Source organism: Pseudomonas sp. SLFW, assembly GCF_009905615.1.
Classification (GTDB): Bacteria; Pseudomonadota; Gammaproteobacteria; order Pseudomonadales; family Pseudomonadaceae; genus Aquipseudomonas; species Aquipseudomonas bambusae.
The window spans coordinates 23306-43588 of record NZ_JAAAKW010000020.1; the positions used below are offsets into that span (position 1 = coordinate 23306).

At 61.8% G+C, this 20283-nt stretch carries 21 protein-coding genes; 10 read left to right on the forward strand and 11 right to left on the reverse strand.

Annotated elements, in window-relative coordinates; all coding sequences use genetic code 11:
- Positions 1 to 146: 146 nt before the first annotated feature.
- From GVN17_RS24885 to GVN17_RS24910, 6 genes are read right to left on the reverse strand one after another with little or no spacing between them, the layout of a single operon-like run.
- Entirely contained in the window at positions 147 to 515 is a 369-nt protein-coding gene (locus tag GVN17_RS24885) for a Na+/H+ antiporter subunit G (RefSeq protein WP_166597936.1), read from the reverse strand.
- Complete coding sequence (locus GVN17_RS24890) at positions 512 to 790, reverse strand: K+/H+ antiporter subunit F (RefSeq protein WP_166597937.1); 279 nt, start codon at positions 788 to 790, stop codon at positions 512 to 514. The genes GVN17_RS24885 and GVN17_RS24890 overlap by 4 nt, the downstream gene beginning before the upstream one ends.
- On the reverse strand, positions 787 to 1275 hold the full coding sequence (locus GVN17_RS24895) for a Na+/H+ antiporter subunit E (RefSeq protein WP_166597938.1): 489 nt from the start codon (positions 1273 to 1275) through the stop codon (positions 787 to 789). Before GVN17_RS24895 ends, GVN17_RS24890 begins: the two co-directional genes overlap by 4 nt.
- The gene (locus GVN17_RS24900) at positions 1272 to 2951 is read right to left on the reverse strand and encodes a monovalent cation/H+ antiporter subunit D (RefSeq protein WP_166597939.1); all 1680 of its coding nucleotides are present in this window, start codon (positions 2949 to 2951) and stop codon (positions 1272 to 1274) included. Before GVN17_RS24900 ends, GVN17_RS24895 begins: the two co-directional genes overlap by 4 nt.
- On the reverse strand, positions 2948 to 3292 hold the full coding sequence (locus GVN17_RS24905; RefSeq protein WP_108237088.1) for a Na+/H+ antiporter subunit C: 345 nt from the start codon (positions 3290 to 3292) through the stop codon (positions 2948 to 2950). Before GVN17_RS24905 ends, GVN17_RS24900 begins: the two co-directional genes overlap by 4 nt.
- Positions 3292 to 6240, reverse strand: a complete 2949-nt coding sequence (locus GVN17_RS24910) for a monovalent cation/H+ antiporter subunit A (protein ID WP_166597940.1) — start codon at positions 6238 to 6240, stop codon at positions 3292 to 3294. The genes GVN17_RS24905 and GVN17_RS24910 overlap by 1 nt, the downstream gene beginning before the upstream one ends.
- Positions 6241 to 6749: 509 nt before the next feature.
- On the opposite strand from GVN17_RS24910, the gene tusA reads away from it, so the two are divergent.
- Together tusA and pdxB are read left to right on the forward strand one after the other, a co-directional pair.
- Positions 6750 to 7004, forward strand: a complete 255-nt coding sequence (gene tusA / locus GVN17_RS24915; RefSeq protein ID WP_166597941.1) for a sulfurtransferase TusA — start codon at positions 6750 to 6752, stop codon at positions 7002 to 7004.
- A gap of 78 nt (positions 7005 to 7082) precedes the next feature.
- Entirely contained in the window at positions 7083 to 8231 is a 1149-nt protein-coding gene (gene pdxB / locus GVN17_RS24920) for a 4-phosphoerythronate dehydrogenase PdxB (protein ID WP_166597942.1), read from the forward strand.
- Positions 8232 to 8330: 99 nt separating this feature from the next.
- Here pdxB and GVN17_RS24925 read toward each other — a convergent pair whose 3' ends face one another.
- Positions 8331 to 8507: a PA1571 family protein gene (locus tag GVN17_RS24925; RefSeq protein ID WP_166597943.1), complete on the reverse strand. Its 177-nt coding sequence runs from the start codon at positions 8505 to 8507 to the stop codon at positions 8331 to 8333.
- 312 nt (positions 8508 to 8819) lie between these two features.
- On the opposite strand from GVN17_RS24925, the gene GVN17_RS24930 reads away from it, so the two are divergent.
- Positions 8820 to 10616 (forward strand): ABC transporter transmembrane domain-containing protein, encoded by a 1797-nt coding sequence (locus tag GVN17_RS24930; RefSeq protein WP_166597944.1) that lies wholly within the window; start codon positions 8820 to 8822, stop codon positions 10614 to 10616.
- Positions 10617 to 10727: 111 nt separating this feature from the next.
- Here the strand turns inward: GVN17_RS24930 and GVN17_RS24935 are convergent, their stop codons facing one another.
- A complete protein-coding gene (locus GVN17_RS24935) occupies positions 10728 to 11015 on the reverse strand; it encodes a pyrimidine/purine nucleoside phosphorylase (RefSeq protein WP_166597945.1) in 288 nt (95 codons plus the stop codon).
- 89 nt (positions 11016 to 11104) lie between these two features.
- Positions 11105 to 11647: an exonuclease domain-containing protein gene (locus tag GVN17_RS24940; protein ID WP_166597946.1), complete on the reverse strand. Its 543-nt coding sequence runs from the start codon at positions 11645 to 11647 to the stop codon at positions 11105 to 11107.
- 260 nt (positions 11648 to 11907) lie between these two features.
- Between GVN17_RS24940 and GVN17_RS24945 the strand changes: the two genes are divergently transcribed.
- Both GVN17_RS24945 and GVN17_RS24950 read left to right on the forward strand, forming a co-directional pair.
- Complete coding sequence (locus tag GVN17_RS24945; RefSeq protein WP_218576399.1) at positions 11908 to 12546, forward strand: TetR/AcrR family transcriptional regulator; 639 nt, start codon at positions 11908 to 11910, stop codon at positions 12544 to 12546.
- A 90-nt stretch (positions 12547 to 12636) separates the two neighbouring features.
- Positions 12637 to 13467, forward strand: coding sequence for an ABC transporter substrate-binding protein (locus GVN17_RS24950; RefSeq protein WP_166597947.1), 831 nt, complete (start codon positions 12637 to 12639; stop codon positions 13465 to 13467).
- A 50-nt stretch (positions 13468 to 13517) separates the two neighbouring features.
- On the opposite strand, the gene GVN17_RS24955 is transcribed toward GVN17_RS24950, so the two are convergent.
- Positions 13518 to 13685 carry a DUF2897 family protein gene (locus tag GVN17_RS24955; protein WP_166597948.1) on the reverse strand — a complete coding sequence of 56 codons (168 nt, stop codon included), beginning with the start codon at positions 13683 to 13685 and terminating at the stop codon, positions 13518 to 13520.
- Positions 13686 to 13908: 223 nt separating this feature from the next.
- Here GVN17_RS24955 and pyrF point away from each other — a divergent pair, with 223 nt between their 5' ends.
- Positions 13909 to 14607, forward strand: a complete 699-nt coding sequence (gene pyrF, locus GVN17_RS24960) for an orotidine-5'-phosphate decarboxylase (RefSeq protein WP_166597949.1) — start codon at positions 13909 to 13911, stop codon at positions 14605 to 14607.
- Positions 14608 to 14777: 170 nt separating this feature from the next.
- Here the strand turns inward: pyrF and GVN17_RS24965 are convergent, their stop codons facing one another.
- The gene (locus GVN17_RS24965) at positions 14778 to 15920 is read right to left on the reverse strand and encodes a glycerophosphodiester phosphodiesterase (RefSeq protein ID WP_166597950.1); all 1143 of its coding nucleotides are present in this window, start codon (positions 15918 to 15920) and stop codon (positions 14778 to 14780) included.
- A gap of 292 nt (positions 15921 to 16212) precedes the next feature.
- Between GVN17_RS24965 and GVN17_RS24970 the strand changes: the two genes are divergently transcribed.
- From GVN17_RS24970 to GVN17_RS24985, 4 genes are all read left to right on the forward strand, one after another.
- Positions 16213 to 17571 (forward strand): GGDEF domain-containing protein, encoded by a 1359-nt coding sequence (locus GVN17_RS24970; protein WP_166597951.1) that lies wholly within the window; start codon positions 16213 to 16215, stop codon positions 17569 to 17571.
- A gap of 58 nt (positions 17572 to 17629) precedes the next feature.
- Positions 17630 to 18562, forward strand: coding sequence for a 2-hydroxyacid dehydrogenase (locus GVN17_RS24975; RefSeq protein WP_166597952.1), 933 nt, complete (start codon positions 17630 to 17632; stop codon positions 18560 to 18562).
- A gap of 51 nt (positions 18563 to 18613) precedes the next feature.
- Positions 18614 to 19378: an SDR family oxidoreductase gene (locus tag GVN17_RS24980; RefSeq protein WP_166597953.1), complete on the forward strand. Its 765-nt coding sequence runs from the start codon at positions 18614 to 18616 to the stop codon at positions 19376 to 19378.
- Positions 19379 to 19489: 111 nt separating this feature from the next.
- Entirely contained in the window at positions 19490 to 20179 is a 690-nt protein-coding gene (locus GVN17_RS24985; protein WP_166597954.1) for a fumarylacetoacetate hydrolase family protein, read from the forward strand.
- The last annotated feature ends 104 nt before the right edge of the window (positions 20180 to 20283 follow it).

Here is a 20283-nt window from a genome sequence, read left to right on the forward strand (position 1 = left end):
GGTAACCTCTGGCGTCTCCCACAGGGTCCGCGCCGTACGGGGTCTCTACTGTGGGAGCGAATTCATTCGCGAAGAGCCGGTACATCCCACACATCCCTATCGGCTGGACCCTCTTTCGCGAATGAATTCGCTCCTACAAGGACCGGTTAGCGCCCTTCGTGTTGCCCTTCGGACACTTCGGGAGGCACGTCGGCGTCTCCGGCCATGCGTTTGCGGAACAGCCCGGTGCGCGCCAACAGCAGCGTTGTCACGGGCACGGTGATCGCCAGCAGGATCGGGATCAGCCAGGCGTGTAGCACAGGGCCTTCTTTCAACGCCGAGAAATAGACGATCGACGCCAACGCCACGCACCACGCCCCGATCGTCGAGGCCAGCGCCGGGGGGTGCATGCGCTGGAAGAAGTCTTTCATCCGCAACAACCCCAAGGCGCCGATCAATGCAAACACGCTGCTGGCAACCAGCAACAGCGCCGTCAGCACCTCGACCCAAAACGGCAACACCTGCAACGAATTCATTCGATCACCTCACCGCGCAGGAGGAATTTTGCCAGCGCGAACGACCCGACAAAACCGAACAGCGCAATCAGCAGTGCGGCCTCGAAATAGGTGTCGCTGGCATACCGAATCCCCAGCACCAACATCATCAGCATCGCCAGCAGGTAAAGGTAATCCAGCGCCAATACCCGGTCCTGCGCCGAAGGGCCTTTGAACAGGCGGATGAGGGTGAGGATCATCGCCACCGTGAACAGCGACAGGCTGAACAAGATCGCATTGGTCAGCAGCGGGCTCATTGAAAAATCTCCATCAACGGGCGTTCGTAGGTGGTCTTGAAATGCTCGATGAAGCGCGTCTCGTCGTCCAGGTCAAAGACGTGCATCAGCAACGCGCTGCGATCAAGCGCCAATTCTGACCAGACCGTTCCCGGCACCACAGTGCAGATCATCGACAGCGCGGCCAGCCCGTGGGCGTCGTGCAGGTCGAGCGGCACTTTGACGAACGCCGAACGCGGCGGATTGTGGCGAGCGCGCAATACGCCCCAGGCGACCACCAGATTCGACACCAGCACGTCACGTCCCACCAGAAAGAACAGCTTCAGCGCCACGCCCGGTCGTCGAATCCGCGCAGGCTGCGGGCGCAACGGCGCGAACAGGATCGGCGCAAAGAACCCCAACAACGCGCCGAGCAACAGATTGCCCGCGCTCAGCGACAGGTTGAGCAGCAACCACAGCGCCCACAATGCAAGCGACAACAGCGGGGCAGGAAACACGCGGCTCATGGCTGCACCTCCGCGCTGGCGGTGCTCGGGGAGGGCACCGGTCTGGCGGCCATCACCGACAGCACGTACTGCTGCGGATCATGCAGCGCCTGCGCGGTGTCCTGGGTGTAATGCAGCAGCGCCTGGGCCTTGAACGTCAGGACGATGCAGGCGCCGAGCAGCAGCGCGATGGGCATGCATTCATTGCGGCGCAGCGCGGGAGAAGGGCGGTCCTGCGCGGTCCAGAACCGCTTCATGCCCACGCGCACGAACGCGAACAGCGAAGCCAGCCCCGAGACAATCAGCAGCGAAACCAACGCCCAACTGGCGCCGCGAATGGCTTCGTCTTTTGCGACATCCAGCCCCAGCGGGTTGAGCAGGGCGCTGATCAGCGTCAGTTTGCCGAGGAACCCCGACAGCGGCGGCATGCCGATGATCAACAAGGCGCAGGCGATGAAACTCAGGCCCAGAAACGCCATGGTCCAGGGAATCACCTGACCGACCACGGCCTTCTGTTCGTCATCAAGGTTGGTGCCCGGCAGCGGGTGCAGCGATTCCATGGCTTTGGGCAGCTGATCGGCGTCGTCTTCCAGCGGGATCTCATTGGCCGAACGCGAACGCTCCACCAGTTCGGCGAGCAGGAACAGCGCGCTCAGCGCCAGGGTCGAGCTGACCAGATAAAACAGCGCACCCGCCGTCAGGCTCGGTTGCCCGAAGCCGATGGCCGACAGCAGAATCCCGGCTGACACCAGAATGCTGAGGCTGGCCATGCGCTCCAGGCGCTGGGCCGCGACGATGGAAACCGCCGCCACGGCCAGGGTCGCCATGCCGCCCCAGATCAGCCAGTCACCACCAAAGAACGCCGACGCACCGGCCTGGCCCGAGAACAGCAGCGTCCACAAACGCAACAAGGTGTAGGCGCCGACCTTGGTCATCAGCGCGAACAGCGCAGCCACTGGGGCGCTGGCAGCAGAGTAGGCCGGGACCAGCCAGAAGTTCAGCGGCCACATGCCGGCCTTGGCCAGAAAAGCGACCGCCAGAATCGCGGCCCCGGCGTGTAACAGTCCCAGATCGGCCTCGGAGACTTGTGGGATTTTGACGGCCAAGTCGGCCAGGTTGAGGGTGCCGGTCACGCCGTAAATCAGCGCCGCGCCGATCAGAAACAGCGACGAGGCCAGCAGGTTGATGGTGATGTAATGCAGCCCCGCCGACACCCGCGCACGTCCCGACCCGTGGAGCATCAGGCCATACGACGCGGCCAGCAGCACCTCGAAAAACACGAACAGGTTGAACAGATCGGCCGTGAGGAACGCGCCATAGAGGCCCATCAGTTGAATCTGAAACAGCGCATGAAAACTCGCTCCCGCGCGGTCCCAACGGGCCAACGCGAACAGCAGCGCACAGAAGGCGACGATGCCGGTCAGCACCAGCATCAGCGCCGACAAGTGATCGACCACCAGCACGATGCCGAAGGGGGACTCCCAGTTGCCCGGCAAATACACGCCAATCGAACCGGTGGTCCCGGTCTTCTGTACCCACATCATCAGCGTGATCGAGATGCCCAGCCCCAGCGCCGTGGACAGCACATTGATCGCGGCCTTGATCGGGCGACGCTTCTCGCCGATCCACAACATCAACGCGGCGGTCAGCACCGGCAGCAGGATCGGCGCGATGATCAGTTGGTTCATCACGCTCATTCGCTGCCCTCCCGACCGTCGACGTGGTCGTTGCCGGTCAGGCCGCGAGAGGCAAGCAACACCACCAGAAACAGCGCGGTCATGGCGAAGCTGATGACGATGGCGGTGAGCACCAGCGCCTGAGGCAGCGGGTCGGTGTAGTTGAGCAAGTCTTGAGGCACACCGTCCTTGATGATCGGTTCCTTGCCGATGAACAGGCTGCCCATGCTGAAGATGAACAGGTTGACGCCGTAGGACAGCAGGCACAGGCCCATGACCACCTGAAAGGTCCGTGGGCGCAGGATCAGCCACACGCCCGACGCGGCGAGCACGCCGATGGCAATCGCGATGACTTCTTCCATCACATGGCTCCTTGGGAGGTGGCTGGCGCAGGGGTTACGGGCACCGGTTCAATGGGCTGCGGCAGCGACGTCGGGCGATGGCTGCGCACCGATTGGTGGGCCAGCGCGGTGAGGATCAGCAGGGTCGAACCCACCACCACGGCGTACACGCCGATGTCGAAGAACAGCGCACTCGCCACATGCAGGTCACCGAGGAGCGGCACGTGCAAATGCGCGGTGTGGGTGGTCATGAACGGGTAACCCAGGGCCATCGACCCCAGCCCGGTGGCCAGGGCGAAGATCAATCCTGTGCCCATCCAGCGCAGCGGGCGCAGGCTCATGTGCGCTTCGACCCACTGCGTGCCCGCCACCATGTACTGGAGAATGAAGGCCACCGACATCACCAGCCCGGCGACGAACCCGCCACCGGGCTGGTTGTGGCCGCGCATGAACAAGTACATCGAGACCACGAACGCCACCGGCAACAGCAGGCGCACCAGCACGGCGGGCACCATCATGAAGCCCAGCGCGGTGTCCTTGGCGTGACGCGGGTTGACCAGATCCGTGACCACGTCGCGCGCCAACAGGCGTTGCTGCGCGGGCAGGGCGATGCTCTCTTTTGGCGGACGGAAGCGGCGCAGCAGCGCAAAGACCGTCAATGCAACCACCGCAAGAACGGTGATTTCGCCAAAGGTGTCGAAGCCACGGAAATCCACCAGCATCACGTTGACGGCGTTGGTGCCGCCGCCCTGGCTCAGTGCCCGGCTCAAGTAGAACTCGGAGATCGCGTTCGGCGTGGGGCGGGTCAGCATCGCGTAGGACAGCAACGCCATGCCGCCGCCCACCGCCACGGCGAGGATAAAGTCGCGCACCCGGCGAACCCGCGCGCGACTGCGTGAGCGCGTGGGCGGGGCGACGTTTTCGTTACGGCGCGGCAGCCAGCGCAGGCCGAGCAGGATCAGTACCGTGGTGACCACTTCCACGGCCAATTGGGTCAGGGCCAGGTCGGGTGCCGAGAACCAGACGAAGGTCACACACGTCATCAAACCGCAGACACCGACCATGGTCACGGCCGCGAGCCGGTGGTACTTGGCTTGCCACGCAGCCCCGAGGGCGCAGGCGATGGCGATCAACCAGAGCATGACGAACACCCCGGACCCCGGAATTTTAGGCCGGTCGCCCCAGGTCAGGCCGCTGTCGTACATCGGCACGAAGCCCGCCACCAATGCCACGAACACCATCAAGAACAGCTGGGCTTGTAGGCGACGGGTGGTGAGCACCTCTTCCAGCGCTCGGGCGATGCGCAGTTTGGTGATCAGCACCGCTTCGAACAGGCGCTTGCCGTTCAGGCGCCCGATCAGCGGGGTCTTTTTGAAACGGTCACGTTTGAAGTGCGGACGCAGGAATAGATACAGGATGATGCCCGCCGCCATGGCGATCAGGCTCATGATCATCGGGGCGTTCCAGCCGTGCCAGATGGCGAGGCTGTATTCGGGCAACGTGCCGCCGACCACGGGTTGCGCAGCGGCCGCCAGCAGGGGGCCGACCGACAAGGCGGGAAAAATGCCGACGATCAGGCAGGCCAGCACCAGCAGCTCCACGGGCACCCGCATCCAGCGCGGCGGTTCATGGGGCGTGTGGGGCAGGTCGGTGGCTTTCGGGCCGAAGAACACGTCCACCGTGAAGCGCAGGGAGTAGGCGACGCTGAAGGTCCCGGCGATGGTCGCGATCACCGGCAGCGCGGTTTCGACCCAGGCGGTGGAGGTGATGAACACGGTTTCGGCGAAGAACATTTCTTTCGAGAGGAAACCGTTGAGCAGCGGCACCCCGGCCATGGCGGCGCTGGCGACCATGGCCAGGGTCGCGGTGTAGGGCATGAGTTTGATCAGGCCGCTGAGTTTGCGAATGTCACGGGTGCCGCTTTCGTGGTCGATGATCCCGGCGGCCATGAACAGCGAGGCCTTGAAGGTCGCGTGGTTGAGAATGTGAAAGACCGCCGCCACCGCCGCCAGCGGGCTGTTGAGGCCCAGCAGCAGGGTGATCAGGCCCAGGTGGCTGATGGTGGAATAGGCCAGCAGGCCCTTGAGGTCGGTCTGGAAGATCGCCGAATACGCGCCGATCACCAGCGTGCAGGCCCCCGCGCCGCTGACGATCCAGAACCATTGTTCACTGCCGGACAACGCAGGCCAAAGCCGCGCCAGCAGGAACACCCCGGCTTTCACCATCGTTGCCGAGTGCAGGTACGCCGACACGGGCGTCGGCGCGGCCATGGCGTGGGGCAGCCAGAAATGGAAGGGGAATTGCGCGCTTTTGCTGAGGGCGCCGATGAGGATCAGGGTCAGCAGAACGGGGTAGAGGGCGTGAGCACGGATGGCGTCGCCCGATGCGAGCACCCGGTCCAGGTCGTAACTGCCGACCACGTGGCCCAACAGCATGACCCCCACCAGCAGCGCCAGCCCGCCCGCGCCGGTGACCATCAACGCCATGTACGCGCCGCGTCGGGCGTCGGCGCGATGGTGCCAATAGCCGATCAACAGGAACGAGAAAACACTGGTCAGCTCCCAGAAAAACACGATCTGAATCAGGTTGCCGGACATCACCAGCCCGAGCATGGCGCCCATGAACGCGAGGAAAAACGAGAAAAAGCGCGGCACCGGGTCGTCCGGCGACATGTAATAGCGGGCGTAAAGCGAGACGAGGGTGCCGATCCCCAGCACCAGCATCGAGAACAGCCAGGCGAATCCGTCCAGACGCAGGACGAAGTTGAGCCCGAGGCTTGGCAGCCAGAAAAACTCTTCGCGTATCACACCGCCGTGAGCGATCTGCGGATACCACAACGCGACCTGCACCGCACCGATCAGGGCGATCAGGCCAGCCAGGATGGATTCACTGTTGCGAGCGTTGTGCGGCAAAAGCGCCGCCAGACAGCTGCCGATGAAAGGCAGAAGCAGTAGAACTATCAGGGACATAGGCTTCTAATCTGCGGAAAAATGTCAAGGATCATACGGTCTGCGTCGTGCATCACCAACCGCCAAGATGTCGCAGAATCCTACAAAGACTGTAGGCAGCAGCGTAGTTGACCGCAGATAGTGGCGAAGGTTGATGGCACTCTGTAATGCACCGAGCCCCTGTACCAGTCCGGCTTGCCGACGGACGGACCTTGATCGGCACCGCCGGCAAGCCGTGCTGCCAGGGAGTCCGCGCAAGTCTTGAAGCCGTGCACGGTCTTCACTGTGGGAGCGAATTCATTCGCGAAGAGCCGGTACATCCGACGCATCTCTAACGCCTGAACGGTCTTTCGCGAATGAATTCGCTCCCACAGGGCGTTGCCGCGTACAGGCCTTCGTGTGAGCGACACTAACCTCCGTACCAGTCCGGCTTGCCGGCGGCAGGGCCCTCAAAACCGGAGGAAACACCCGCGACGATTGGCGCCTTTGCCCATTTAAGCGACAATGCTCGCCAGTTTCCGGAGCGCCCCATGTCTGATTCCATCGAAAGCCTTGCCGTTGACGCGGTCCTCGACGCGTCCGGCCTCAATTGCCCTGAGCCTGTGATGATGTTGCACCAGAAGGTGCGCGACCTGCCGGCGGGTGGTTTGCTCAAGGTCATCGCGACCGACCCGTCGACCCAGCGCGACATCCCGAAATTCTGTGTCTTCCTCGACCACGAACTCGTCGAAAAGCAGGCCGCTGACGGCGTTTACTTGTACTGGATCCGCAAGAAATCCGCGTAAGTCCACCCTTGAAGTGAGCGCAGCGCTGGCCCCCTCGGACACCAGCGCCTACACTGCCGCCACTTCAGGGAGCCCACCATGCGCATCGTTGCCGACGAAAACATTCCACTGCTTGACGCCTTCTTCTCTGGTTTTGGCGAGATCCGCCGCTACCCCGGACGCACCCTCGACCGCGCAGCGGTGGCCGATGCCGACATTCTGCTGGTGCGCTCAGTCACCAAAGTCACCCGAGAGCTGCTGGAAGGCACGCCGGTTCGTTTCGTCGGCACCTGCACCATCGGCACCGATCACCTCGACCTCGATTACTTCAACGAAGCGGGCATTCAGTGGTCCAGCGCGCCAGGCTGTAACGCCCGGGGCGTGGTGGATTACGTGCTCGGCAGCCTGCTGACCCTCGCTGAAATCGAAGGCGCTGACATTGCCCAGCGCACCTATGGCGTGGTGGGCGCGGGGCAGGTCGGTGGTCGGCTGATCAAAGTTTTGCGTGGGCTGGGCTGGAATGTGCTGGTCTGCGACCCTCCCCGACAGGCAGCCGAAGGCGGCGATTATGTCAGCCTCGACGAGATCATCGCCCGTTGCGACGTCATCAGCCTGCACACGCCTCTGAATAAAAGTGGCGAGCTGCCAACCTGGCACCTGTTTGACCGCACTCGTCTGGAGTCCCTCAAGCCGGGCGCCTGGCTGATCAATGCCGCCCGCGGCCCGATCGTGGACAACGCCGCGTTGCGTGAAGTGCTGCTTGAGCGGGAAGACCTGCAAGCCGTGCTGGACGTCTGGGAAGAAGAGCCGCTCGTCGATGTGGCGCTGGCGGACCTGTGCGTCATCGGCACTCCGCACATTGCCGGTTACAGCCTCGACGGGCGTCAACGCGGCACGGCGCAGATTTACCAGGCACTGTGCGCGCACCTGGGCCAGCCAGCGACTATCGAGCTGCAAGACTTGCTGCCCAAACCCTGGCTGGCGCAGGTCACCCTAGACGCCAACACTGACCCCACCTGGGCGCTGAACATGCTGTGCCGGGGCGTCTACGACCCGCGCCGCGACGATGCGGATTTCCGTCGCAGCCTGGTGGGCGATTCATCCAGCCAGCGACTGGCCTTCGACGCCCTGCGCAAACACTATCCGCCGCGCCGGGAAATCGAAGGCTTGCGGGTGAGCCTGAACGGCCAGTCCGCAGCCTTGCAGCAGATCATTCAGGCGCTGGGTGCGGTGTCGGCCGGCGAGTGATAGGCGTGACTGCAGATACGACGCTCGGGTTGGGCAATCTGCCAAGCCGCACGCAGAAAAAACCCGGCGGGAGGGCCGGGTTTCAAAGGCGTCTGTTCATCAGTCTTGTTTTTCAGGTTTGACCCAATACTTTTCGCATTCCTGACACGCGGCCTGAACCATTTCTTCAGTAATCAGGACCTGATTCCCGTACTCGTCCAGAACGGCGCCGCCCAGTTGAGATTCGGGCTGGGGCCGTACCACGGGTTCTTGATTGCTGCTGTTTTGCAAGCTCATGGCCTGTCTCCTCATCAGGTGGTGCGCTTCAGGTTATCCACGCTCGATGACCGCGCCATGACATCCCTGAACGCTTCAAGCGCGCACGCTTCAAGCGTCCTTTCAGTGCAACAGATGACGGCGGCAATCGCCAGCCGACCGTTAGACCGATCCACTCTAACCGTCCCTGATTAGCGTCATAACGCGGCGCTTTAACAGCGTGGACTCCCTTATCCTGACTGGCAGACAGCGACTGAGTTCAGCAAAACACGACGAGCGTACACAGAGGGGCAGGTGTAGGCTCTGCCCTGAATTTTCCTACAGGTGACTTTCATGGCTTCTGTGTTTTCCGGTCGTCAGCGGCATGCCCTTCGTCTGGCGCTGCGGATGATCGCGCCGTATCGCAAGCAGGCCTTTGGCGCTTTGGTGGCGCTGATCGTCACCGCCGCCATCACGTTGTCCATGGGACAGGGCATCAAAATGATGGTCGACAAGGGTTTTCTGACCCGCTCGCCGGAATTGCTCAACGAAAGCATCGCGCTGTTTATGGTGCTGGTGGTGGCGTTGGCCATCGGCACGTTTACCCGCTTTTATCTGGTGTCGTGGATTGGCGAGCGGGTGGTGGCCGATCTGCGCAAGCAAGTGTTCGATCACCTGGTCAGCCTGCACCCCGGCTTTTATGAGAACAACCGAAGCTCGGAAATCCAGTCACGCCTCACTGCTGACACGACGTTGCTGCAATCGGTGATCGGCTCGTCGCTGTCGATGTTCCTGCGCAATGCCCTGATGGTGATTGGTGGCGTGATCCTGCTGTTTTTCACCAATCCCAAGCTGACCAGCATCGTGGTCGTGGCGTTGCCGCTGGTGGTCGCGCCGATCCTGATTTTCGGGCGACGGGTGCGCAGCCTGTCGAGGGAAAGCCAGGACCGGGTGGCGGACGTTGGCAGTTACGTGTCGGAAGCGCTGGGACAGATCAAGACGGTTCAGGCCTACAACCATCAGGAACAGGACCGACAGCGTTTTTCCCAGACAGCGGAAGGCGCTTTCGAGACGGCGCGTAAGCGGATTCTTCAGCGCTCGTGGCTGATCACTCTGGTCATCGTGCTGGTGCTCGGTGCCGTGGCGGTGATGCTGTGGGTCGGCGGCATGGACGTCATCGCCGGGCGAATCACCGGGGGCGAGCTGGCGGCGTTCGTGTTCTACAGCCTGATCGTTGGCAGCGCGTTCGGCACCCTCAGCGAAGTGATCGGCGAGTTGCAACGGGCCGCCGGCGCAGCGGAGCGCATCACTGAACTGTTGCAGGCCCGCAGCGAAATCACGCCCCCGAGCAGCGATCTGCTGACCTTGCCGGACCGCGTGAGCGGTCACTTGGCCTTGGAAAATGTCAGCTTTGCCTACCCCTCCCGGCCTGAGCGTAACGCGGTCGAGGGTTTGAGCCTGACCATTGAAGCGGGTGAGACGTTGGCGTTGGTGGGGCCGTCGGGGGCGGGTAAATCGACGCTGTTCGACCTGTTGCTGCGTTTTTATGACCCGCAGCAGGGACGTGTGTTGATAGAGGGTGTGCCGGGTGAGCGTCTCGATCCGTTGGACCTGCGTCGCTGTTTTGCCTGGGTTTCGCAGACCCCTGCGCTGTTTTTTGGCAGCGTCGAGGACAACATTCGTTATGGCAATCCCGAGGCCAGCGACGAACAGGTCGAAGCAGCGGCGCGAATCGCTCATGCCCACGAATTCATTCAACTGCTGCCGCAGGGGTATCAGACGCATCTGGGCGATGGCGGAATGGGGTTGTCGGGCGGGCAGCGTCAACGTCTCGCCATTGCCCGTGCGTTGCTGGCCGACGCGCCAATCCTGTTGCTCGATGAGGCCACCAGCGCGCTGGATGCCCAGAGCGAGCATCTGATCCAGCAAGCATTACCCACGTTGATGAAAGGTCGCACCACCTTGGTCATCGCTCACCGTCTGGCCACGGTGCAGAACGCTGACCGAATTGCGGTGATGGATCAGGGGAGGCTGGTAGCCGTGGGCACGCACCGGGAATTGATCGCCAGCAACCCGCTGTATGCGCGGTTGGCGGCGTTGCAGTTCAATGCGGGGATGCAGGCAGATGGATTGAGCGCAGGTTCATTGTAGGCGTGACCGGGGTGGCGGTCACCGTGCTCGCGAAGAGGCCGGTACATCCGACGCATTCTCTGCGTCTGACGCTTTGCTATCGCGAGCAAGCTCACTCCTACAGATTCCCGATCAGTCCTTGCGGTATTCGCACAGGTAAGCAGTCTCGACGCTCACTTCCAGGTCGAACTTGCTGTTCGCCGGCACGCGGAATTGGTCGCCTGCGTTGAAGGTTTCCCAATCGTTGGCACCTGGCAGCAGGACTTTCAGCGAGCCCGAGACCACATGCATGATTTCGCGATCAGCGGTGCCGAAGTTGTATTTGCCTGGCGCCATGACGCCGATCGTGGCTGCGCCCTCCGCTTGCTGGAAGGCGATGGACTTGACGGTGCCGTCGAAATACTCGTTGACCTTGAACATGGCTGATCTCCTCGAAAGGGCTGAAAAAGGGCGGACAGTATGCCGAACGTACAAAAGGCCGTCATCCGCTTTGATAAATGCGTCATCGTTCAGGAAGGAATGACCAACGGGATCAACCTCGCCGTGTTGCGCGCGTCGGTCAGAGCCCGGTGTTGCTGGCCATTGAAGTGCATGCCCGCCAGTTGCAGCGCGGTATTCAGGCCGCAGGGTTTTTGCAGTTGACGGGCCTGCGCAAACCGCTGTTTGAGGTTGATGTGCGGCAGTCCGCTCAGCTCGCTGGTCAATTGATGCTCCTGCCATTGCAGCGTCAATTGCTCGCGGTCGTAGTCGCCCCAACTGACCCAGCCCACCAGCCGTGTGCGGTGATGGCTCATCCAGCGTTCAAATTGCGGCCAGATCGTCATCATGGGCGACGCCGTGTCCACCTGGCTTTGTTGGATATGGGTCAGTTCGCGGCAAAACGGGGTCAATTGCGGCCTGCGCGCCGGGCGCACGAAGCGTTCGAAATGGTCGATTTCGCGGCCGTCCGAATTGACCACGCAGGCGCCGATCTCAATGATTTCCATCTCTGCCACTGGCCATCCGCCCTCTTCGGTGGTGGCCTCCAGATCTATCACCAACCAATGGGGCATTGCTCGCTCCAGTTTCCTAATCCGTGGCACCGTGATGCAGCGTAGCCATATTAGAGCCGTTGCGTCCAACGTGACGATCACGGGTGATCACTGCGTGGGACTCATCTGACGGACGATTGTTTAATCCGGGCCAGGATTTTTTTCGTCGGACAGAAAGGCCAAATGCTGGCCAAGCGCTTGCTTGGTTGAAGCGCTCGGCATAAATTGCCGCGCGACCAGTAGGTTTTGTAGGCGATTTTTTCGCGATCGAGTGAAAGGGCATGGCGGTGGATGAACGCGACACGTCGACGGTGATGCACGGGCTGATCGCGGGCGGACTGATGACCGATCCGGACAGCCCACGGGGCAAGCTGCTGCAAGTGGCCGCGCACCTGTTTCGTCACAAGGGGTATGAGCGCACCACCGTGCGGGACCTGGCGGCGGCCGTGGGGATTCAGTCGGGGAGCATTTTTCATCACTTTCGCAGCAAGGATGAAATCCTGTGCGCGGTGATGGAGCAGACCATGGTCTACAACACCGAGGTGATGCGTGTCGCATTGGCGCAAACCCGGGATGTGCGTGAGCGCGTATTGGCGCTGATCCGCTGCGAATTGCAGTCGATCATGGGCGGCACCGGCGAAGCGCTGGCCGTCATGATCTATGAGTGGCGCTCGCTGTCGGCCGACGGGCAGGCGAGGGTCCGGGTCTTGCGCAACGCTTACGAGCAGTTGTGGCTGCACGTGCTGGGGGAAGCCAAGGCCTGTGGTCTGGTGCAAGGGGATGTGGCCGTCACCCGACGTTTCCTGACGGGCGCGTTGTCTTGGACCACCACCTGGTATCGCGCCGAGGGCACTCTGACCCTGGAACAATTGGCGGAGCAGGCGTTGCTTTTACTGTTGAAACAGCCAGATCTGGCCTAAAGCCAGCTTTGATGTCGTTTGACCGTTGTCTAATTGTTCGCGAACGCATAGCTTACGCGTACTCCGATTCGCCAGAGGTGCTTTGTCTTGATGTCTACGCCCGTGCGGATGGCTTTGAAAACGCTGCTGTTGGCCACGACGACCCTGTGGGCCTGGCAAGCGGGCGCGGCGCAGATCGTGCGCATTGGTGCGGCGCATTTTCCGCCGTACACGATTCGCCCTGAACGGGGCGAAGACACCGGGTTGCTGCCACAGATGGTCAGTGCGTTGAACGCCATGCAGAGCGACTACCATTTCGAGATGGTGCCGACCTCGATTCCCCGTCGTTTCCGCGATTTTCAGCAGGAACGCTTCGACATGGCCATTTTCGAGAACCCGGCCTGGGGCTGGAAGGACATTCCCCACGAGGATGTCGACATGGGGCTTGAAGACGCCGAGATTTTCGTCGCCCATCGTATGCAAGGGCGCGGGCAGAACTATTTCGATGACCTGACGGGCAAGCGCCTCGCGTTGTTCAGCGGTTATCACTATGCCTTTGCCAAGTTCAATGCCGACCCCAAGTTCCTGGCCGATCAATACAACGCCACGCTGACCTATTCCCATGACAGCAACCTGTTGATGGTGCTTCGGGATCGGGCCGACATCGCCTTGGTCACCCGCTCGTACCTGAGCACGTTCATGGCCAGTAATCCTGAAGACGCTGATCAATTCCTGATTTCAGACCGGGTCGATCAGATATACCGGCACTACGCGCTGCTGCGACCGAATGCGCCGATCACCGGGGAAAAGTTTGGGGAGTTGCTCAGACAGCTTCGGGAGAACGGGCAGATGTTCAAGATATTCCAGCCGTTCCGGATCGCCGTGACGCCACAGGCCACGCATCACGCCGTGGCGCTGGATGAGCGTGACGGTACGGATTGATAGAACAGAAGGGCAGGCGGGGGCGGCGAGGGTTCACCGCCCGACGCGGTCTAGCGGTCGCGTGCTTCCTTGGCGTCCATTTCGGCGTTGCGCTCGTGGACGCGCTTGAGCTGTTCATCGGTCAGGGGCAGTTTTTTCGCTGAGTCCTTCAGCATCACCAAACCGCCGACGATCGAGCCAATTGCAATTACCAGAATCAACCAGGCATACCAGGGCATGAGGCTCTCTCCTTATTGTGATATCGCTTTGAGCAACGGCGCTGCCCAGTGGTTCCATTGTAGGGGATGCCCGGTCGTGCGGGGATGCGAGTCGGCTTCGAAACGGTGTGACGGTTAGCCCCAGGCTTGGCGGCATCTTTGTCTTTTACCGATCACCGGGTCCCGCCCTGCGATGGGTTCAGCTACAATGCGCGCCGATTTCGACTTGCCAGAGAACCCGCTCATGTCCGTCTGCCAGACCCCCATCATCGTCGCCCTGGATTTCCCGACCCGCGAAGCCGCGTTGAAACTGGCGGACCAACTGGACCCCAAGCTGTGCCGGGTAAAAGTGGGCAAAGAACTGTTTACCAGCAGCGCGTCGGGCATTGTCGAGACCTTGAACGACAAGGGCTTCGAAGTGTTTCTGGACCTCAAGTTTCACGACATCCCCAATACCACGGCGATGGCGGTCAAGGCTGCGGCGGAAATGGGCGTGTGGATGGTCAACGTGCACTGCTCCGGCGGCCTGCGCATGATGGCGGCCTGCCGTGATGTGCTTGATCAGCGCAGCGGCCCGAAACCGCTGCTGATCGGCGTGACCGTGCTGACCAGCATGGAACGTGAGGACCTGGCAGGCATCGGCCTGGACATCGAACCGCAAGAACAGGTGCTTCGTCTGGCGGCATTGGCCGAAAGGGCAGGGATGGACGGTCTGGTGTGCTCGGCGCTGGAAGCTCAGGCCCTGAAAACGGCGCACCCGTCGTTGCAATTGGTGACACCGGGTATTCGTCCCGCTGGCAGCGCGCAGGATGACCAACGGCGCATCCTGACCCCGCGCCAGGCCCTGGACGCCGGTTCCGACTACCTCGTCATCGGCCGCCCGATCAGCCAGGCAGCAGATCCGGCAAAAGCGTTGGCTGCGGTGGTGGCGGAGTTGGCGTAAGCCTCTCCCTTTGCGGCAAGCGCTCTGTAGGAGTGAATTCATTCGCGATTCGGCCGTACAGACGATGCATCTCCATCGCCTGTACCAACGTCTTGCGAATGAATTCGCTCCTACAGGGGGTAAGCGACGCCGCGATTTATGACGTCAGCCAGCTAGAATCACGGTGGGTTTCAATACCCGATCCGCTTCAGGATCGATTCCATGCTTTCTTTCGACGGACGACCATAGAACTTCAGCAGTTCCGAAGCCCGGTTGGTAAAGAACCCGTCGACTCCCCGAGCGCTGATGGCCTTGAAGTCCACCGCGTCGTCCACGGTGTAGGGATGGATGATCAGCCCACGGTCATGGGCCATCTTGTTCATCCAGGGCTGCACCAAATCCATGTAGCTCTGATCGCCGCCGTTTTTCAGCGCCGCCGCAGGGCCTGTGCCAATGGCGCCATGGGCCTTAGCCCAGTCCATCCACGCCGCGAACTCTTCCTTGGATTTCACCTGCTGCGTTGCGTAGAACGCCGCCTTGTCCTTGGCCCCGGAATCCTTGAACGCCTTGTCCGACGCCGCCGGGATATACCCGTCGCCCGTCCACAACAACAGCACTTTTGGCGTGTCAGGCATGGCTTTCTGCAGCAGTTCCAGACTCGGCTTCTCGAACGTCTGCAAGACCACACGGCCCGGCGTATGGGCCACGTTCACATGGCCTTTCTCCGCCGCAGGGCGTTGGCTCAGCCAGCCGCGTTGCTCCAGTTTTTTCTTCAAATCCTCTTCGACGCCGGGAAATTGCGCCGGCACCTTGGTCTCGATGTACAGCCCCGGTTTGTTCTTGCCGCCTTCGGCGATGTCGATCACTTCATCCAGCGTCAGAATCTTCAACCCCACATAGCTGGCGCGGGCGCGATCCGGATGGGCCTTGTTGAACCAGGAGCCCGCGTCCAGTCGCTTGATTTCTTCGAGGGTGAAGCTGCTCAGCGGGTCTTTCACCCGGTCCGGATAGACCTCGGCAACGTTGGTGGTGCGCTCCAGCGTGTCGTCGTGCAAGGCAATCAGCACGCCGTCCTTGGTGCGCTGAATGTCCATCTCCAGATAATCCGCGCCCAGCTCGCGGGCCAGGGTGTACGAGGGCACCGTCTCTTCCGGTGCATTGAACGACGCGCCTCGGTGGGCGATGACCGCAGGCCACGGCACGCCGATTTTCGCGGCCAGCGCCTTGCCCGGTTCGTTGGCTGCCATGGCCGAGCCCGACGACCACATCACAGCGGTCATTGCGGTGGCCAGCACGGTCTTGGAAAGCAAGTGGGTGGAGAGCCTGTTGAGCATGTGATGACATTCCTTATGTGCATGATTCATTCATGAAGCGGCGGCAAACCGCTGCGCGTGCCAGCCTGCGTGTTAAGCGGCTGCGTGTCCGGGCGCATGGGGTCAGACCATAAACAGCCGATGAGTTGCGGGCAACCAGACTGTCGCTGCTGGAAAAAAACTGTCGTTATGGCGGATTGGCGAATGGCTGAAACCAGCACGTTTCGGCAATATGGCTCACAGTTTCATGCGCTTTCATGACGCTAAATCGTCGGGTGCATGAACGTTTCAGTGAGCGGGCGGCTCTTTTCGTATGGAAACAAACACTTACACGGCACTGGTGGGCTTTGTCGACATGCTGATGGACGCCATCTGTGTGGTGGACGTCGAAGGTCGCTACGTTTTCGCGAGTGCGGCGGCAGAGCGTATCTTCGGTTACCGGCCCGACGAACTGATCGGCCGCAAAATGATTGAGCTGGTGCACCCCGATGATCGCGAACGCACGTTGGCAGCAGCGCGGGACATCATGGGAGGGCAGCCCAACGTCGGTTTCGAGAACCGCTACGTGCGCAAGGATGGGCGCATCGTGCACATCATGTGGTCAGCGCGTTGGTCCGAAGTCGATAACCTGCGCATCGCAGTGGCCCGCGACATCACCGAGCGCAAACGTTCCGATTCCGTGCGCTCGGCGCTGCTGAGCATTTCCGAAGCCGCTCACGTCGCCAGCGACTTGCCCGCATTGTTCAAGGACATTCACGGCGTGATCGCAGACCTGCTGCCCGCACGCAATTTCTATGTCGCCTTGCGGGACAAATACAGCGGCCTGGTGAATTTTCCCTACTACGTTGACGAGCTTGATCCGACGCTTCAGCAGCCGGTGGCTGACGCCCTGGCCTCCGAAGTGGTCGGCACCGGGCGGCCGCTGCTGCTGGCGCCTGTACTCGTCGATGCTGATCCGGTCATTCCGACGCCTGAGCATCTCCGGAAACTGCTCGGTGGCGACGGCCTGTCGTGGCTCGCCACCCCATTGGAAACCCAGCACTGCATCATCGGTGCGCTGTTGGTCAAGAGCCATCCGGACTGCCCGCATTACGGCGAGCGGGATCAGGAACTGTTGCAGTTCGTCTGCACCCAAGTGGCGGCGGCCATCGAGCGCAAACAGCTGTATGACCGCCTGAAAAGCATGGCCCAGTACGACCAACTGACCCAATTGCCCAACCGCATGCTCTTGCAAGAGCGTCTGCAACAATCCCTGGAACGGGCAAAACGCAGCGCTGGACGACTGGCGCTGCTCTACCTCGACCTCGACAAGTTCAAGCAGGTCAACGACACCCTGGGCCACGCGGCGGGAGACCTTCTGCTTCAGGAAGTCGCCCATCGCCTCAAGCTGTGCGTGCGCGAAACCGACACCGTCGCGCGAATCGGCGGCGACGAGTTCGTCATCCTGCTCGACCGCGTCAACCATCCGGACGACTCCGCGAAAGTCGCGGAAAAAATCTGCAGGACCCTCAACGTCCCCATGGTCCTCAAAGGCAACGACTGGCAAATCCTGCCCAGCATCGGCATCGCCAACTACCCGGAAAACGCCACCGACCTGACGCAACTCTTCCGCCATGCGGATGAAGCGATGTATTGCGCGAAGAAGGGTGGGGGGAATCGATTTCAGGGGTGAAAACCGCTCTAACTCGCGCTACTGTCTGTCCCATCGAATTTTCCGCGACGGAGTGATGATGAAGACGGTGCTGGTGTTGGTCGAGAGCGTGAACGAGTACTTACCGATCTTGGAAGAGCAGGGGTTTCGGCTGATCCTGGCGCCGACCCCGGCCATGCGGGCGGAGGCGGTGGCGACGCGGGGCAGCGAGATCGACGCAGTGCTGACCCGTGGGCCATTGGGATTCACGGCGGCCGAGATGGCGGCGTTGCCGAAGTTGGGGATCATCTGTGTGATCGGCGCCGGTTACGAGCAGGTGGACCTGCCTGCTGCAGAAGCGCGAGGCATCGTGGTGACCAATGGGGCGGGAGTGAATGCGCCGACCGTTGCAGACCATACGATGGCGTTGCTGTTGTCGCTGGTGCGTGACATTCCCCAGGCCGATGCGTCGGTGCGGCGCAGCGAGTGGCGCAAGGTCACGCGGCCTTCGTTCGCCAACAAGCGCCTCGGTATTCTGGGGCTGGGTTCGGTGGGTATGGCGATCGCCAAGCGTGCGCTGGGTTTCGACATGCAGGTGAGTTACCACAGCCGTTCGCCTCGGGCCGGTGTGGGTTTCACCTATTGCGCCACGCCGCTGGCACTGGCGGCTGAATCCGATTTTCTGATCGTGGCGACGCCGGGCGGCAGCGGCACGCGTCACCTGATCGACCGCGCCGCTATCGAGGCGCTGGGGGCGGAAGGTTTCCTCATCAATATTGCCCGGGCCAGTGTCGTGGACACTGCAGCGCTGGTCGACGCGTTGCAGCACGGGCGTCTGGCAGGTGCAGGTCTGGACGTGTTCGACGACGAGCCGCAGGTACCGGATGTCTTGAAAAGCTTGAACAATGTCGTGTTGACGCCCCACGTCGGCGGTTTGTCGCCGGAAGCCTCGCGGGGCACGGTACAGATGGTCGCGGACAACCTGCTGGCGTTTTATGCGGGCAAGCCGGTGCTGACGCCTGTGCACAGTTGAATCCCCGAACGCATCGATTTCATTCTTCCAACAACAAATAGGGAACCCCTCATGTCTTCATCGTCTGCCTTGAAAGTCGCACTGGTCACCGGTGCAGGAAGCGGCATTGGCCGTGCCGTGGCGCTGCAATGGCTCAAAGACGGCTACGCCGTGGTGCTGGCCGGGCGTCGCCTGGAACCGCTGACTGAGCTGGCCGAACAGGCGAAAGCGGCGGGTCAGCAGGCGCTGGCAGTGTCTACCGATGTGCGGGATGCGGCGAGTGTCGAGGCGCTTTTTGCCACGATTGAAAAAACGTACGGGCGTCTGGATGTGTCGTTCAACAACGCAGGCATCGGCGCACCGGCGGTGCCGATGGATGAGTTGTCGGTGGAGCAATGGAAGAACGTGATCGACACCAACGTCACCGGGATGTTCTTGTGCGTGCGCGGCGCGTTCGGTCTGATGCGTCGTCAGGTGCCGCAAGGTGGGCGGATCATCAACAACGGCTCGATCTCAGCGCATACGCCACGGCTGTTCAGCTCGCCGTACACCTCCAGCAAGCATGCGGTGCTGGGCCTGACCAAAAGCACCTCGCTGGACGGTCGGCAGTACAACATCGCCTGCGGCCAGATCGACATTGGTAACGCGTTGACGGAGATGACCGACCGCATGACCAAAGGCGTCTTGCAGCCCAACGGTGAGTTGCAGGTGGAGCCGACGATGAACGTGCAGCACGTGGCCGATGCCGTGAGCTACATGGCCGCGCTGCCGCTGTCGGCGAACGTGCTGAACATGACGGTGATGGCGAACAGCATGCCGTTTGTGGGACGTGGGTGAATTAGATTGCATTGCTCCGTCCAAAACCTCCGGGGATCTGTCCAACCCGGCCTGCCGCCGAATCCGCACACTGTGTCCCTGTCGAGCTAACTTTCAATCGAGGACATGACCATGAGCGAATTCGTCATTGCACCCGTCGCCACGCCGTCGCTGGCCGTGGCCGGGACTTCTGCCCGTTTCCCGATCCGTCGCGTGTTCTGCGTCGGTCGGAATTATTCCGAGCACGCCCGTGAAATGGGCCACGACCCTGATCGCGAGCCACCGTTCTTCTTCGCCAAGCCTGCTGATGCTGTGGTCCCGGCCGAAGGCACGATCCCGTACCCACCGCTGACCCAGGACCTGCACCACGAAATCGAATTGGTGGTCGCGATTGGCAAGGATGGCGTGAACATCGACGCTGAAGACGCCCTGAGCCACGTCTGGGGTTACGGCGTCGGCCTGGACCTGACCCGCCGTGACTTGCAGGCGCAGGCCAAGAAAATGGGCCGTCCGTGGGAATGGGCCAAGGCGTTCGACGCGTCCGCCCCGGCCACTGCGCTATTGCCGGTGAGCAAGGTTGGTCATCCAGACAGCGGTTCCATCTGGCTGGACGTGAACGGCGAACCTCGCCAGCGTGGCGACCTGGCGGACCAGATCTGGGCCGTCAAAGACGTGATCGCCTACCTGTCGCAATCGGTCGGCGTCAAAGCGGGCGATTTGATCTACACCGGCACGCCAGCGGGCGTCGGCGCGCTGCAACGGGGTGACGTGGTCACCGCAGGCATCGAAGGTTTGGCCGAACTCACCGTCACCATCGGATAAGCCGCGAGCGTCGAGCGTCGAGCGTCGAGCGGCAAGCTGCAAGCTGCAAGAGAAAAGCCTGTGCGCGTTGGCTTCACGCTCGCAGCTTTTAGCTTGCAGCTCGC

What these genes read in the sequence shown, in the direction of transcription:
- GVN17_RS24885 (WP_166597936.1), bottom strand. Translation starts at nt 515, where the DNA reads ATGAATTCGTTGCAGGTGTTGCCGTTTTGGGTCGAGGTGCTGACGGCG.
- GVN17_RS24890 (WP_166597937.1), bottom strand. Translation starts at nt 790, where the DNA reads ATGAGCCCGCTGCTGACCAATGCGATCTTGTTCAGCCTGTCGCTGTTC.
- GVN17_RS24895 (WP_166597938.1), bottom strand. Translation starts at nt 1,275, where the DNA reads ATGAGCCGCGTGTTTCCTGCCCCGCTGTTGTCGCTTGCATTGTGGGCG.
- GVN17_RS24900 (WP_166597939.1), bottom strand. Translation starts at nt 2,951, where the DNA reads ATGAGCGTGATGAACCAACTGATCATCGCGCCGATCCTGCTGCCGGTG.
- GVN17_RS24905 (WP_108237088.1), bottom strand. Translation starts at nt 3,292, where the DNA reads ATGGAAGAAGTCATCGCGATTGCCATCGGCGTGCTCGCCGCGTCGGGC.
- GVN17_RS24910 (WP_166597940.1), bottom strand. Translation starts at nt 6,240, where the DNA reads ATGTCCCTGATAGTTCTACTGCTTCTGCCTTTCATCGGCAGCTGTCTG.
- tusA (WP_166597941.1), top strand. Translation starts at nt 6,750, where the DNA reads ATGTCTGATTCCATCGAAAGCCTTGCCGTTGACGCGGTCCTCGACGCG.
- pdxB (WP_166597942.1), top strand. Translation starts at nt 7,083, where the DNA reads ATGCGCATCGTTGCCGACGAAAACATTCCACTGCTTGACGCCTTCTTC.
- GVN17_RS24925 (WP_166597943.1), bottom strand. Translation starts at nt 8,507, where the DNA reads ATGAGCTTGCAAAACAGCAGCAATCAAGAACCCGTGGTACGGCCCCAG.
- GVN17_RS24930 (WP_166597944.1), top strand. Translation starts at nt 8,820, where the DNA reads ATGGCTTCTGTGTTTTCCGGTCGTCAGCGGCATGCCCTTCGTCTGGCG.
- GVN17_RS24935 (WP_166597945.1), bottom strand. Translation starts at nt 11,015, where the DNA reads ATGTTCAAGGTCAACGAGTATTTCGACGGCACCGTCAAGTCCATCGCC.
- GVN17_RS24940 (WP_166597946.1), bottom strand. Translation starts at nt 11,647, where the DNA reads ATGCCCCATTGGTTGGTGATAGATCTGGAGGCCACCACCGAAGAGGGC.
- GVN17_RS24945 (WP_218576399.1), top strand. Translation starts at nt 11,908, where the DNA reads ATGGCGGTGGATGAACGCGACACGTCGACGGTGATGCACGGGCTGATC.
- GVN17_RS24950 (WP_166597947.1), top strand. Translation starts at nt 12,637, where the DNA reads ATGTCTACGCCCGTGCGGATGGCTTTGAAAACGCTGCTGTTGGCCACG.
- GVN17_RS24955 (WP_166597948.1), bottom strand. Translation starts at nt 13,685, where the DNA reads ATGCCCTGGTATGCCTGGTTGATTCTGGTAATTGCAATTGGCTCGATC.
- pyrF (WP_166597949.1), top strand. Translation starts at nt 13,909, where the DNA reads ATGTCCGTCTGCCAGACCCCCATCATCGTCGCCCTGGATTTCCCGACC.
- GVN17_RS24965 (WP_166597950.1), bottom strand. Translation starts at nt 15,920, where the DNA reads ATGCTCAACAGGCTCTCCACCCACTTGCTTTCCAAGACCGTGCTGGCC.
- GVN17_RS24970 (WP_166597951.1), top strand. Translation starts at nt 16,213, where the DNA reads ATGGAAACAAACACTTACACGGCACTGGTGGGCTTTGTCGACATGCTG.
- GVN17_RS24975 (WP_166597952.1), top strand. Translation starts at nt 17,630, where the DNA reads ATGAAGACGGTGCTGGTGTTGGTCGAGAGCGTGAACGAGTACTTACCG.
- GVN17_RS24980 (WP_166597953.1), top strand. Translation starts at nt 18,614, where the DNA reads ATGTCTTCATCGTCTGCCTTGAAAGTCGCACTGGTCACCGGTGCAGGA.
- GVN17_RS24985 (WP_166597954.1), top strand. Translation starts at nt 19,490, where the DNA reads ATGAGCGAATTCGTCATTGCACCCGTCGCCACGCCGTCGCTGGCCGTG.